This is a genomic window from Komagataeibacter xylinus NBRC 15237 (assembly GCF_001571345.1).
Classification (GTDB): domain Bacteria; phylum Pseudomonadota; class Alphaproteobacteria; order Acetobacterales; family Acetobacteraceae; genus Komagataeibacter; species Komagataeibacter xylinus.
Map to the genome: position 1 here is coordinate 26,711 of NZ_BCTP01000027.1, position 13,380 is coordinate 40,090.

At 64.1% G+C, this 13,380-nt stretch carries 10 protein-coding genes and 2 pseudogenes; 8 read left to right on the top strand and 4 right to left on the bottom strand.

Annotated features, from left to right (window positions below; translation table 11 throughout):
- Positions 1-190 precede the first annotated feature (190 nt).
- From GXY01S_RS11050 to GXY01S_RS11070, 5 genes are all read left to right on the top strand, one after another.
- Positions 191-532 (top strand): cupredoxin domain-containing protein, encoded by a 342-nt coding sequence (locus GXY01S_RS11050; RefSeq protein WP_174520954.1) that lies wholly within the window; start codon positions 191-193, stop codon positions 530-532.
- Between the two features lie 2 nt (positions 533-534).
- Entirely contained in the window at positions 535-1,350 is an 816-nt protein-coding gene (locus GXY01S_RS11055) for an FTR1 family iron permease (protein WP_061275061.1), read from the top strand.
- Between the two features lie 119 nt (positions 1,351-1,469).
- Positions 1,470-1,859 carry a hypothetical protein gene (locus tag GXY01S_RS11060; protein ID WP_061275064.1) on the top strand — a complete coding sequence of 130 codons (390 nt, stop codon included), beginning with the start codon at positions 1,470-1,472 and terminating at the stop codon, positions 1,857-1,859.
- A gap of 83 nt (positions 1,860-1,942) precedes the next feature.
- On the top strand, positions 1,943-3,844 hold the full coding sequence (locus tag GXY01S_RS11065; protein WP_061275067.1) for a copper resistance system multicopper oxidase: 1,902 nt from the start codon (positions 1,943-1,945) through the stop codon (positions 3,842-3,844).
- Positions 3,841-4,686: a copper resistance protein B gene (locus GXY01S_RS11070; RefSeq protein WP_061275070.1), complete on the top strand. Its 846-nt coding sequence runs from the start codon at positions 3,841-3,843 to the stop codon at positions 4,684-4,686. The genes GXY01S_RS11065 and GXY01S_RS11070 overlap by 4 nt, the downstream gene beginning before the upstream one ends.
- A gap of 105 nt (positions 4,687-4,791) precedes the next feature.
- On the opposite strand, the gene GXY01S_RS11075 is transcribed toward GXY01S_RS11070, so the two are convergent.
- Both GXY01S_RS11075 and GXY01S_RS11080 read right to left on the bottom strand, forming a co-directional pair.
- Positions 4,792-5,799 (bottom strand): NAD-dependent epimerase/dehydratase family protein, encoded by a 1,008-nt coding sequence (locus GXY01S_RS11075; protein WP_061275095.1) that lies wholly within the window; start codon positions 5,797-5,799, stop codon positions 4,792-4,794.
- A 140-nt stretch (positions 5,800-5,939) separates the two neighbouring features.
- The gene (locus tag GXY01S_RS11080) at positions 5,940-6,401 is read right to left on the bottom strand and encodes an Lrp/AsnC family transcriptional regulator (RefSeq protein ID WP_061275072.1); all 462 of its coding nucleotides are present in this window, start codon (positions 6,399-6,401) and stop codon (positions 5,940-5,942) included.
- Positions 6,402-6,509: 108 nt separating this feature from the next.
- Here GXY01S_RS11080 and GXY01S_RS11085 point away from each other — a divergent pair, with 108 nt between their 5' ends.
- Positions 6,510-7,985, top strand: coding sequence for an aminotransferase class V-fold PLP-dependent enzyme (locus GXY01S_RS11085; RefSeq protein ID WP_061275075.1), 1,476 nt, complete (start codon positions 6,510-6,512; stop codon positions 7,983-7,985).
- 50 nt (positions 7,986-8,035) lie between these two features.
- Here GXY01S_RS11085 and GXY01S_RS11090 read toward each other — a convergent pair whose 3' ends face one another.
- Together GXY01S_RS11090 and GXY01S_RS11095 are read right to left on the bottom strand one after the other, a co-directional pair.
- Positions 8,036-8,659 (bottom strand): glutathione S-transferase, encoded by a 624-nt coding sequence (locus GXY01S_RS11090; protein ID WP_061275077.1) that lies wholly within the window; start codon positions 8,657-8,659, stop codon positions 8,036-8,038.
- 11 nt (positions 8,660-8,670) lie between these two features.
- The gene (locus tag GXY01S_RS11095) at positions 8,671-9,867 is read right to left on the bottom strand and encodes an MFS transporter (protein WP_061275080.1); all 1,197 of its coding nucleotides are present in this window, start codon (positions 9,865-9,867) and stop codon (positions 8,671-8,673) included.
- Positions 9,868-10,342: 475 nt separating this feature from the next.
- Here GXY01S_RS11095 and GXY01S_RS11100 point away from each other — a divergent pair.
- Positions 10,343-12,803 (top strand): annotated as a pseudogene (locus GXY01S_RS11100) (membrane-bound PQQ-dependent dehydrogenase, glucose/quinate/shikimate family).
- A gap of 106 nt (positions 12,804-12,909) precedes the next feature.
- Positions 12,910-13,380 (top strand): annotated as a pseudogene (locus tag GXY01S_RS11105) (transporter); the annotation flags it as partial.

Below are 13,380 nucleotides of genomic sequence, written 5' to 3' on the forward strand. Positions count from 1 at the left end.
CCTCCATTAAGGTGTATTTAATTGAAACCTTTTATGGCCTGCCAAAAAGATGTCAATAGAACATACCTTTATCGCGCCCCTGCCCGCGCATGCCTGCCCCGCATCGGCAGGACGGCGCGGGTGGAAAGACTAAAATTGACAGTGATAATAAGTCGCAATATTTTGCCGTCATTCCACGCGGAGTCTGTTCATGCGTTACGCGACCATCCTGTCCTGCCTCGGGCTTGCGGCCCTTCTGTCCGCCCCACCGGCATGGGCGCAGGACCCCGTGCACCTGGTGGTCAAGGACCATCATTTCAGCCCGGACCATTTTACGGTGCCTGCTGGCACGCGCTTTCTCATCATGCTGGACAACCAGGATGACACGACGGACGAATTCGAAAGCTACGACCTGAAATTCGAGAAGATCGTGGTGCCGGGCACCACCATTACGGTCCATGCCGGGCCGCTGCATCCCGGCACCTACAAATTCTTCGATGACTACCACCCCGACCAGGCAACGGGCACCGTTACCGTAACGCAGGAGCCCTGAGCATGCTGGGAAGTCTGCTGATTGTTTTCCGTGAGGTCATGGAAGCGGGCCTGATCATTGGCATCGTGCTGGCGGCAACGCAGGGCATAGCGGGAAGGGGGCGCTGGGTGGCGGGCGGCATTGCAGCCGGCGTGGCGGGGGCCGCGGTGGTGGCGGTGTTTGCGGGCAGCCTCTCGGCGGCGCTGTCAGGCAACGGGCAGGATGTGTTCTCGGCCACCATCCTGTGCATCGCGGTGCTCATGCTGGGCTGGCACAATATCTGGATGACCCGGCACGGGCGCGAGATGGCGGGCGACATGAAGGCGCTGGGCACGCAGGTGGCAACCGGCCAGCGCTCGCTTGCGGCCATGGCCGTGGTGGTGGCCGTGGCGGTGCTGCGCGAGGGGGTGGAGGTGGTGCTGTTCCTGTACGGCATCGCGGTCTCCACCCATTCCGGCCCGGTGCCCATGCTGGTGGGCGGGCTGCTGGGCATTGTGGCGGGCGGCGGCATATCGTGGCTGCTATATCGCGGGCTGATCGTCATTCCGCTGCACCGGCTGTTTGCCGTGACCGGCCTGCTCATTGCCCTGCTGGCCGCTGGCATGGCCAGCCAGGCCGCAGCCCTGCTGGCGGGCGATGATATCGTGCCCGCCCTGGGCTATGAGGTGTGGGATACGTCGTGGCTGCTGTCTGATGGCAGCATGGTGGGGCGGGCCGCCAAGGCGCTGGTGGGCTATTCCGACCGGCCCATGGGCATCCAGCTCGTGGCCTGGGGGGCTACGCTGGCGGTGATGCTGATCGCGACCCGAATGGTGCGCAGGCGGCCTGTCACCAAATAGGGTGCCTCCTTTAGTTTGATACAGCCTCGGGCAGGCGGGCATAAAAAGCTTTCCTTCATGCCCCCCATGGGTATTATGAGCAATAGTTTGCAACGCTTCGTGGCGGATGGGAGTGCGGAATGTTCAGGGCATGGGGCCGGACATGGGTTGGCCTGCTGGTCTGGCTGCTGATGCAGGCGGGGCTGCTTGTTGGCGCTGTTCCCACACCTGCTGCCCATGCCCATACACTGGCCACGGCCTGCGCCATGACCCCTGACTGCATGACCCCCGCCCATGCCCTGCACATGGCCCGCATGCATCATGCCCGCAACAATCCAGCACCTCCCGGCCAGACCCCGTGCTGCCATGTGCATGCGGGCCTGTCGGACATGCCTGCGCCGCCAGTGCCCGAGCGCCTGAGCGGCCTGTCCGCCGAGGGAACGCGTGCTTTCATCGCCACCCGGCAGGCTCCGGCGCCGGGCGGCGACTGGCTGCCCCCCCTGCGACCACCCAAAATCCGGAACATCTGAACACGTCACCGCGCCTCACGCGCCTGCCCTGCCTTGCGCCGGGCGGGTTCTGACCGACCTGTTTCCTTACCGGATTTTTTTTCATGTTGATTCCGTCTCGCAACCGGGGCGGCCTGAGCCGTCGCCGTTTTGTAACGGGGCTGGGCGCAGGGGCGGTCATGGCCGCCCTGCCCCGCCCGCTGCAGGCCCACACGCCCACCGCAGGCCAGATTCCCCCCATGGCCCGCGCGCGCTGGAACCTGCGCGTGGGCCGCTCCCGTATTGAAATCGACCACAAGATGCTGCACGCGCCCTGCATCGGCGGGGACGTGCCCGGCCCCATCCTGCGCTGGCGGCAGGGGGATACGGTGAGCATCAACGTCACCAACACGCTGGCCGATGAAGACACCTCCATCCACTGGCACGGCCTGCGCCTGCCCGCCAGCATGGATGGCGTGCCGGGACTGAGCTTTGCCGGTATCGCCCCCGGCCAGACCTTTACCTACCGCTTTCCCATAACCCAGAGCGGCACGTACTGGTACCACAGCCATTCCGGCATGCAGGAGGCACAGGGGCTGTATGGCGCGATCGTCATTGACCCGCCCGTGCCCGACCCGCAGCCCTGCGCGCGTGACTACGTTATCCTGCTGTCTGAATGGAGTGATGTCTCGCCCATGGACATGCTGAGCAACCTCAAGATGCAGGATGACTACTATGTCTTCCGCCAGCGCACGCTGGCCTCCTTCCCGCGTGAGGCCAGGGCCGCGGGCAGCCCGCTTGCAGCCCTGAAGGACCGGCTGGCCTGGTCGCGCATGCGCATGGCCGCAACCGACATCGCCGACGTCACGGGCGTGATCTATACCTACCTGCTCAACGGCCATGCGCCTGACATGAACTGGAACGCCCTCTTCACCCCCGGCGAGCGGGTGCGGCTGCGCTTCATCAATGGTGCCTCGATGACCTTTTTCGATATCCGCATACCGGGGCTGGAAATGCTGGTGGTGGCAGCCGATGGCAACGCGGTCGAACCCGTGCCGGTGGATGAATTCCGCATTGGCGTGGCCGAGACCTATGACGTGATCGTCCAGCCAAGGGAGGCGCGCGCCTACACCCTGTTTGCCCAAAGCGAGGACCGCACCGGCTACGCCCGCGGCACGCTGGCCCCGCAACCGGGCATGAGCGGCCCCATTCCACCCATGGACCCGCGCCCGGTGCGCAGCATGGTCGATATGGGCATGGGCGACATGAAACCCGGCAGCAGCATGAAAGGCATGGCCATGCCGGACCATGCACCCGGCATGCAGGCATCGCACGGACACAGCCACCTTATGCCGCACCACGAAGGCCGCATGATGGAGGGCATGGACATGACGGACATGCAGCCATCGCCTCCGGAACCATCCGGGCACGGCATGTCCATGCCTGAACACCACATGGATAAACCCACGCACCACAAGCCTACCACCGACACGGCATCCATCATCGAAGTGGACGACCCCGGGCCGCCACCCCTGAATGTAGAAAACCAGAACATCGCCCGCATGCCCACCGACCGCCTGGGCAGCCCCGGCGATGGGCTGGAGCATAATGGCCGCCGCGTGCTGAACTACAGCCAGTTGCGCGCCACCCGGCCGGGCAGCGACCCAAGGCCGCCCACGCGCGAGATCATCATGCACCTCACGGGCAACATGGAGCGCTATATCTGGGGATTCAACGGGCGCAAGTTTTCCGAATCAGGGCCGATCCGGCTCCGGCGCAACGAACGCGTGCGCTTCACCCTCATCAACGACACGATGATGGAGCACCCCATTCACCTGCACGGAATGTGGAGCGAACTTGAAAACGGTCAGGGCGCCTACCGCCCCTACAAGCACACCCTCATCTCGCAGCCCGGCTCGAAGCTGAGCTACCTTGTCACGGCAGATGCGCCGGGGATGTGGGCCTATCACTGCCACCTCATGCTGCATATGGAAACGGGCATGTTCCGCACGGTGATCGTGGAATGAGGCGCGCGCTCCCTGCTGCAGCCCTGCTGCTACTGGCCACGGCCCTGCCCGCGCAGGCCCAGAGCCAGGCCCATAGCCAGGCCATAACCACGGCCCGGAAAACCACGACAGCAACCCTGCGCAAGCCCCCGCCAAGGGCCGCCTATCACGCCGCCGATGCGCCCACCAACGCGCCCGTGGCCTATGTGGGCGGCATGAAGCCGGTCATGGACCAGGGGCGCTACCTTCATGGCATTCTCGATGAACTTGAAGGACGTTACGCGCCCGGCGGCACGGATTTCCGCTGGGATGGCGAAGCCTGGTACGGCGGCGATTACAACAGGCTGTGGCTCAAGTCGGAGGGCACGCTGGAGCATGGCCGCCTGCATGATGGCGACCACGAACTGCTTTACAGCCGCGCGGTCTCGCCCTACTGGAACGTGCAGGCCGGTGTCCGCGCCGATATTGATGATGGCCCTACCCGCACATGGGGCGCGCTGGGCGTGCAGGGGCTGGCGCTGTACCAGTTCGAGTTCCAGGCCACCGCCTATGTCAGCGACCGGGGGCGCTTTGCCTCCCGCATCGAGGGGTCATACGATTTCCTGCTCACCAACCGGCTTATCTTGCAGCCACAGGCGGAGTTCAATCTCTATACCAAGTCCGACCCCGCGCGGCAGGTGGGGGCCGGGCTTTCGGATGTCGATGCGGGGCTGCGCCTGCGCTACGAGATCTGGCGCAAATTCGCGCCTTATGTGGCCGTGTCCTATGCGGGGTACCTGACACAGGCGCGCCGCATCGTGCATGACCAGCAGGGCGAGAGCGGCGCGCTGCGCCTTACCTTTGGCGTGCGAAGCTGGTTCTGAGGCTGCCTCAACGATGGCAGTCATGGCAGGAAAGCTTCAGGAAACACCGCCTTTTTGAAAAAGGGGGCACCCAAAACTTTTACTCTTTATCATGCCTGCCAGCGCTCAGGCGCTGGCAGGCATGCCGTAATACTCACGGTACCACGCCACAAAGGCGTCCACCCCGGCCTGCACGGAGGTCGTGGGGCGAAAACCGGTCAGTTCCTGCAGGGCCGTGCAGTCCGCCCAGGTGCGCGGCACGTCACCGGGCTGCATGGGCAGGTAATGGCACACGCATCTGCGCCCCAGCGCCGTCTCGATCGCCTTGATGAACGCCATGAGGCTGACCGGCTCGCCATTGCCGATATTGACCACCCGGTAAGGGGCCACGGGGCTGGCGCCGCAATCGCTTTCCCCCGGTGTGGGCGCGGGGCGGGCTGCCAGCCGGTGGATCGCCTCGACGATATCGTCGATATAGGTAAAGTCCCGCTCCATGTCGCCATTGTTGTAAACATCGATCGCGCCGCCCGCGAGCGTGCTGGCGGTGAATTTGAACAGCGCCATGTCAGGCCGCCCCCACGGCCCGTACACCGTAAAGAAGCGGAAGGCCGTTATGGGCAGGTTCCACAGATGGGCATAGGAATGCGCCAGATCCTCGGTTGCCTTCTTGGTCGCGGCATAGAGGCTGAGCGGATGGTCGCAGCGCTGGTCCTCGGCGAAGGGAATGGCCGCGTTGGCCCCATAGACGGATGATGTCGAGGCAATCATGAGGTGTGGCGTGCCACAGCGCCGGGCCTGCTCGAGCACGTTATAGGTGCCCACGATGTTGGCGCTGACATATGAGCCCGGATTTTCCATCCCGTAGCGCACCCCTGCCTGGGCCGCGAGGTGAATGACCCGCTCCGGCCTGCACTGCTCAAAGACATCGTGCAGGGCCTGCGCATCCTCGAGCATGAATTCATGGCAGGTGAAACCCGCCTCCCTGCGCAACAGGGCGTGGCGCGCATGCTTGAGCGTGACATCGTAATAGGGGGTCATGCCATCAATGCCGGTCACCTCGTGGCCTTCGCGCAGCAGGCGCCGGGCCACATGAAAACCGATGAACCCGGCGGTGCCAGTAACAAGAATACGCATCATGAACTCCACAAACCCGCAGCCGCCCGTGCCCCGGCCAGTATGTGCGGTCTTAGCGTGACAGGACGGGATTGGTGAGTCCTGTTATCGGGACGCACCCGGTGCATAAACACATGCGCCGCCCCGCGCCATGCCCGGCTTCAGATCGGCAGGTCACGGTTGGCGGCGATCGCCTCCATGGCGATATAGGATGTGACCGTGTCAAGATCGACCCGGTTGATCAGGGTGCGGTATATATTGTCAAACGAGTCCATGTCCTGCGTGATGATCTTGAGCATGTAATCGTAATCGCCTGCGATGCGGTAGAAATCGATCACATTGGGGATGTCATTGACAGCCTTGTGAAACCGCTCCAGCCACTCGCGCGAATGGCTGCGCGTGCGGACCATGACAAAAACCGTAAGCCCCAGCCCGAGCTTTGCCGGGTCCAGCCGCAGGGTGCGCGTGCCTGTCAGCCCCCGGGCGCGCAGGGCATTGAGCCGCCGCCAGCAGGCATTCTGTGACAGGCCGACCCGCTCGGCGAGTTCACGCTGCGACAGGCCTGCATCCTTTTGCAGGGCACGCAGGATAGCACGATCGAAATGATCCATTTTTTCGCTCATAACCGATCATATGACACCATATGGCCGCATGGATAGCATGAAATAGGGAAAAATATTGCCCATAAGCCGATTAACATCGCCCTGCAACGCGCTTTCAGGGAACAGGCCATGCAGATGGATGACACGTCTTTTTCGGATTTTGCAGAAAGCCTGCTTGCAGGCGGCCATGAGGGCCTGCGCGCGGGCCTGATCGGGGAAGGCGCGCCCGTTCCCGGCCCGTTTGGCGTCAAGCCTCTGGTTTATGCCGATTATGTCGCCTCGGGCCGGGCACTGAAGCAGATCGAGGAATTCGTGCTCACGCGCGTGCTGCCCTATTACGCCAACTCCCATACCGAGGCCTCGTTCTGTGGTGGGTACATGACCCGCATGCGCCACGCCGCGCGGGCGCGGATTGCGCGTGCATGCGGGGCAGGCGCAGGGTTCTCCACCGTGTTCTGCGGCGCGGGGGCCACGGCGGGGCTCAACCGGCTGGTGCATCTGCTTGGCGTGCCCGAGGCGGCGGAGGCAGGCCTGCGCCCCGTTCTGTTCATCGGGCCGTACGAACATCACTCCAACATCCTGCCCTGGCGCGAGGGCGGGGCGGAGGTCATCACCATTGGCGAGGCCCCCGAAGGCGGGCCGGACCTCGAGCAGCTTGAAAGCGCCCTTGCCGCTACCGACCCCGCGCGCCTGCGCATCGGGGCCTTCTCGGCCGCCTCGAACGTGACTGGCATCATCACCGACGTGGATGCCGTGACAAAAATGCTCAAAAGCCACGGTGCGCTGGCGGTGTGGGATTACGCCGGTGGTGGCCCGTACCTGCCGATCAACATGCGGGCGGGCACGCCGTATGAAAAGGATGCCGTGGTGCTCTCGGCGCATAAATTCGTAGGCGGCCCTGCGGCATCGGGCATCATGATCGTGCGCGATGCCGCCGTGTCGCGCACGCGCCCGGTCTTTACCGGCGGGGGCACGGTGCGGTTCGTCTCGCCGTGGGGGCATGATTACGCAACCAGCCTCGAAAGCCGCGAGGAAGCGGGCACGCCCAATGTCATTGGTGATATCCGCGCGGCCCTGGCCTTCATGGTCAAGGACGCCATGGGGCAGGACTGGCTCGACGCCCGCCACCATGCCCTGCGCCGCCGCGCCGCGCAGGTCTGGCGGCGCAACCCGCATATCGAGATCATGGGCAATGCGCAGGCACGCCATGCGCTGCCCATCTTCTCCTTCCGCGTGCATGGGTCCGAGGCAGGCGAGATGGTGCACCAGCAGCTGTTCACGCGCATGCTGTCCGACGGATATGGCATTCAGGCCCGTGGCGGCTGCGCCTGCGCGGGGCCTTATGCGCACAGCCTGCTTGATATTGATGAGCTGCTGTCCAACACCCTGCGCCACGCCATTCTCAACGGCGAGGAGATCCGCAAGCCGGGCTGGACGCGGCTGAACTTCTGCGCCCTGATGGATGATGCCAAGGCGGATTTCATCATCCGCTCGGTCGATGAACTCGCCCGCAACCCCGCACCGCTGGCGCGGGCCTATGTGTGCGACCCCAAAACAGCCCGCTTCCGCGCACAGACAATGCCACAGGCCGAAACCATGGCCTGAAAAGAATAAGAGTTTTTGGGTGCCGCTTTTTTACAAAAAAGCGGCGTTCCTTACCCCAGTAAAACCGGCGCATCGCCTTCGCACCAGGGGGCCACCCGTGCCATGACCCGCGCGAACAGTGGCAGGGCCAGAAAAGCCTCCAGCCACTCCTGCACACGCGGCAGGCCGCAGGTCGCGAACCAGTCCGGGTCAGTCGCCGCGAACTGGCGCACGAAGGGCGCAATGGCGGCATCCGTCATGCCAGCCTGCGCACCATGCAAAAACGGGGTGGAATGCAGCGCCACTTCAAGCCCGTGCAGGATGTTTAGGGCTTCCGCCCGGTGGTGCAGCGCATCCGACTGGTAGCGGGTCGCGTATTTGTAACGGTCGAGATGATATTTGAACGGCCCGTCATTACGCGCGATCAGGTCGCGCCGCGTGCCGGGGTGCCAGTGCAGCGGGTCGTGACGGGCCAGCGCCCAGTCCATGATCTCGAGGCTTTCGGCCATCACCCGGCCATCAGGCAGGACCAGCACCGGCACCGTGCCCTTGGGCGAGGCCTGCAGCATGGCGGCAGGCTTGGCCGCCAGCCTGACCTCGCGCAACGCACAGGGCGTTTCACTCGCCAGCAGCGCCAGCCGCGCCCGCATGGCATACGGGCAGCGGCGGAAACTGTACAGCACGGGCCATGTCATCACGCCTGCCCTTATTCCTCATGATCCGTATCAACCAGACGGTGGGGAAAGGCGCGGGGGTTCGACATGGCCACCGCAAGCCCCACAACCACCGTAATGATGGCCATGGGCGTGAGCACGCCAAAGCCCGCGGCGGTCAGAACCTGCCCGCCCACGGCCGACCCCATGAGAATGCCCACATTGCTCGCCGCATTGATGCCGGCGCCTGCCACGTCAGGCCGCGTGGCCCGTGCGCGGATCGCACCCGACATGACGCAGGGAATGACCGCCGAATACCCCATGCACCACAGCCCGACCGGCGCCACCGCCGCCCAGCCTGACAGGATGTGCCCGTACATCAGCCCCATGCCGATCAGCATGGCACCACCGCCGCCCAGCAGGCCCGTTGCCGGCCGGGTATCGACAAACTGCCCCGCCCCCCACAGGCCCACGATGCTCACGCTGCCGGTCAGCAGCAGGGCGATGCTCAGGCTGCCCGTGGCCAGACCATGATCGAGCAGCAATGGGGTGACATAGGTATAAAGCAGGTTATGGGCAAAGAAGAGGATGGCATTGACCGCGATCACGACAAGGAAGATGCGCATGGCCCGGCTGGGTCCTGCCGAGGGCAGCCCGTTCCTGACCTGCACCGGCGTTGTGACCGGCGGCAGGAAGAAGGCGATGCACAGCGTCAGGATAACGGACAGGCCCGTCATGACGTACATCGCCATCCGCCAGCCCGCCAGTTGCCCGAGGGCCGCCGCCCCCGGCACGCCCAGAACCGCGCCAAGCGACGTGCCGCCATAAACGAATGAAATGGCCCGCCCGGTCATCTTGGCCGGAACCAGCCGTGCTGCATAGGCGGATGCAATGGACATGAGCAGCGCATGCGCAACGCCACCAATCAGGCGGCCCGCGCACAGGATGACAAAGCTCGGCGCTGCCGCCACCACCAGGTTCGACACCACATAACCCAGCAGCGACACCAGTACGAGTCGCTTGCGGTCGATATGCGCGGTCATGATGGTCAGCGGCACGGCGCATACCGCCACCATCAGGGCAAAGGCGCTGACGGCAAGCCCGGCCTCACCTTCGGGGATGTGAAAGCCGCGGGCCATGTCGATCAGGATGCCGACAGGCGCCACCTCGGTTGTCAGGGCCGTGAAAGTACATGCAAACAGGGCGCAAAGACCGATAACGGCTTCAGCCGGGAGGGTTTTGAAAAGCATGGTTGCCTGCAGAAATATAACGACACAACATCATGTCGCTTCACTTGTGGGCGTTCTGGCACTTCCCGCACTGTAGTGGAAGTGTCTATCATGCCAAGGCAGTACAGACTGCCCATTCATAGAAAAACATGCATAACGTCCATTGAACAGATAAGCGCCGCGCAGGCCATGCGCCGCGGCCCTTATGCCGCCCGGCAAAACCCGGTCATCCCCTGCCCCGCCATGCGCGGCGCGCCCATACGAAGCAGGCGCCCCGCACGGCTTTCGGGCTTTATCATGACAATACGGCAAGAAACCCGTCTCGATTATGAGACAGTTGCGCCATGCCCGGACACAGCTACGTGAACCCCGCGCGGTAGGGCATGGCATTTTGCGCCCCCCTCATGCTGAACAGCAGGTTCTGGCTGGGCGCAATAGGCAACCCGATACCTGCACACGTAGCACAGCTTTGGAAAACTATGGAAAGAAACGCGGCATGCGAGAAACCACCAAGAGGTTATTATCCATCATAACCTCCGTCTTGCTGGCCCTGATCGGGCTTTTTCTATTCTTTGGCGGCGCCCAGCTGCTCCTGCTCGGCGGCTCATGGTTCTATGCGCTGACCGGCTGCGTCCTGCTCGCCGCAGCCGTGCTGGGGCTCAAGCAGCCCCGGCTTGCGAGCAGCCTGTATGCCGCCCTGCTGGTGGTGGCCACCATCTGGGCGCTGGTCGAGACCGGCTTCAACATCTGGGGCCTCGAGGTCCGGCTGATGACGCTGGTGGGCATTGGCGTGTGGCTGCTGCTGCCGCAGGTGTGGCGCGTGAGCGACAACTGGCTGGCCGACAAGAAGGCCCTGCTTGGCGCGGTGGGCGTATCGTGCCTTGTGCTGCTCATCAGCTGCTTTTCGTCCTATTCCATTGATGGCACGGTCCCGGCTGACCGCATGGCGGCACAGGGCCAGCCGGAATCGGCGGCCGAGAACATGCCCGATGGCGACTGGCAGGCCTATGGCCGCACCGCGGGCGGCGACCGCTATTCCCCGCTGGGGCAGATCACGCCCGCCAATGTGGGCAAGCTCAGGCGCGCGTGGCTGACCCGCACGGGTGACGTGCAGCAGGCGGGCGAAGGCACCGTGGCCGGTCCCGACCAGGGCCATGAGTTCAACCTTGAAGTCACGCCCATCAAGATCGACAACACGCTGTACATGTGCACGCCCCATAGCTGGGTGATTGCGATGGACGCTGCCACCGGCAAGGTGAAGTGGAAGTTCGACCCCCACCCCGACACTGCCGACCTGGCCAAGAACGTCTATCTCGCCTGTCGTGGCGTGTCGTATTACCGCATCCCCGACGAGATCCAGACAAGCTGCCGCACCCGCATCTATTCCCCCGTGGCGGATGTGCGCATGGTGGCGCTTGATGCGGAAACCGGCAAGCCGTGCGATGATTTTGGCGATCACGGCTTCATTTCCCTGCGTGAGTATCTCGGCCACGTGCCGCATGGCTTCCACTTCGTCACCTCGCCGCCACTGGTGGCCAAGAACCGCCTGATCACGGGTGGCTGGGTGTTTGACAACCAGGCCAATTTCGAGCCGTCTGGCGCAATCCGCGGCTTTGACGCGACCACGGGCGCGCTGGCCTGGGCATGGGATGCGGGCCACACCCCCGAAACCTGGAAACCCAACCCCGATGAAGTCCTGACCCGCGACACTCCCAATGCCTGGGGCGTTTACACCGCCGACCTCAACCTTGGCATGGTCTACATTCCCACCGGCAACTCTCCGCCGGATAACTGGGGTGGCACGCGCCGCCCGTTTGATGATGCGACCTCCTCGGCCACCATCGCGCTGGACATCGTAACCGGCGAGCGCCGCTGGACCTACCAGACCGTGCACCACGACCTGTGGGACATGGACATCCCCTCCGGCCCGTCAATGGTTGACCTGCCCGGCCCCAATGGCGAGACCATTCCCGCCCTGGTGCAGAGCACCAAGCGCGGCGAGTTCTTCGTGCTTGACCGCCGCACCGGCGAGACCGTGCCCGGCTACCCGGTGGAAGAACGCCCCGTGCCGACCGCAGGTGTCGCACCTGACGACCATGCCTCCCCCACGCAGCCCTTCCCGGCGGCCATGCCCAGCCTGACGCCGCCGAACCTGAAGGAAAGCGACATGTGGGGCGCCACCCTGCTTGACCAGATGCTGTGCCGCATCGAGTACCGCCAGTCCGCCTATGAGGGGCAGTTCACGCCGCCGCATGTGGGCCAGACCACCGTGGTCTATCCCGCCTTCTACGGCGTGGTTGACTGGCAGGGCATTACCATCGACCCGCAGCGCAAGATCATGCTGGCCAATGCGAGCTACCTGCCCTTCCGCATCAGGCTCGACCACCGCCAGAAACTGGAAGGCAATGGCACGCTGCCCAAGTGGGATGGCAAGGGCGAGGAGCCTGCCGCCAAGGGTGACGCGCTGTCCGTCTCGCCTGATTACGGCACGCCTTACATCGCGCTGACCAACCCGTGGCTGAACCCGCTGCAGATTCCGTGCAAGGGTCCGGTCTGGGGCACACTCAGCGCGATCGACCTCGTGACCAGGAAGATCCGTGTGGCAGCACCCCGTGGGCACCACGCGCGATACGGGTCCGTTCCGCACCCACAACAACATCCCCCTGCCAACCGGCATGTATAACGTCGGTGGCAATATTGTGACCAGGGGTGGCGTTGTCTTCATGGGGGCCACGGCGGATGATTACCTGCGCGCCTTCGACCTTGCGACCGGCAACGTACTCTGGACCGACCGCCTACCCGCGGGCGGCCAGGCAACCCCCATGTCGTATGAGGTTGGCGGCAAACAGTATGTCCTGATTGCGGCTGGCGGCCATGGTGGCCTGGGCACCCGGAGCGGCGATTACATCATCGCCTATACGCTCGATGGTGCGCAGGCTGGCACTGCAGCCCAATAAAAAACAATAACCGCGCAGGTATCCGGTTTGCGCCGGATGCCTGCTTTTCATCAGGGAAGCCCCTCCCATGCGTCTGACCCAGAAGAGATCGGCATGGCTCCATGCCATGCTGCCCCTTGCCCTTCCTTCGGCCATACTGTTCCTTACGCCCAAGGCCCACGGCGCAGACGTCACCCTCGGGATCATCGGCCCCCACGAATATGACCTGCCCGTCGACTTCAAGCCCTTCAACGTGCTGGTGCAGTATGGCGATGGCAATGCGGCGGGCCATTCCTACAACAGCCTGGGCCAACGCAAGCCAGAAGGCGGCAGCCACACCTGGTCGGGCATGACCAAATATGTCCATTTCCGCAGTTTTGACGCCATCCCCCACGTGGGCTTCGCCTTCGAGTTGATCCAGACCGAAAGCTACAGCCTGGCGGATGGCACGAATTATGGCGGCCTTGGCCCCACCATCGTGGGGCCTGCCGCGTGGTTCAAGCCCAACAGGCACAGCACGTTCGGCATCCAGACCTTCATGCAGACGGCAGTCGGCACGCGGGATGCGACCTCGCCCAATTACTGGTCGAACATCTCG

Coding starts and splice junctions, on each gene's coding strand:
- GXY01S_RS11050 (WP_174520954.1), top strand. CDS start 191: ATGCGTTACGCGACCATCCTGTCCTGCCTCGGGCTTGCGGCCCTTCTG.
- GXY01S_RS11055 (WP_061275061.1), top strand. CDS start 535: ATGCTGGGAAGTCTGCTGATTGTTTTCCGTGAGGTCATGGAAGCGGGC.
- GXY01S_RS11060 (WP_061275064.1), top strand. CDS start 1,470: ATGTTCAGGGCATGGGGCCGGACATGGGTTGGCCTGCTGGTCTGGCTG.
- GXY01S_RS11065 (WP_061275067.1), top strand. CDS start 1,943: ATGTTGATTCCGTCTCGCAACCGGGGCGGCCTGAGCCGTCGCCGTTTT.
- GXY01S_RS11070 (WP_061275070.1), top strand. CDS start 3,841: ATGAGGCGCGCGCTCCCTGCTGCAGCCCTGCTGCTACTGGCCACGGCC.
- GXY01S_RS11075 (WP_061275095.1), bottom strand. CDS start 5,799: ATGCGTATTCTTGTTACTGGCACCGCCGGGTTCATCGGTTTTCATGTG.
- GXY01S_RS11080 (WP_061275072.1), bottom strand. CDS start 6,401: ATGAGCGAAAAAATGGATCATTTCGATCGTGCTATCCTGCGTGCCCTG.
- GXY01S_RS11085 (WP_061275075.1), top strand. CDS start 6,510: ATGCAGATGGATGACACGTCTTTTTCGGATTTTGCAGAAAGCCTGCTT.
- GXY01S_RS11090 (WP_061275077.1), bottom strand. CDS start 8,659: ATGACATGGCCCGTGCTGTACAGTTTCCGCCGCTGCCCGTATGCCATG.
- GXY01S_RS11095 (WP_061275080.1), bottom strand. CDS start 9,867: ATGCTTTTCAAAACCCTCCCGGCTGAAGCCGTTATCGGTCTTTGCGCC.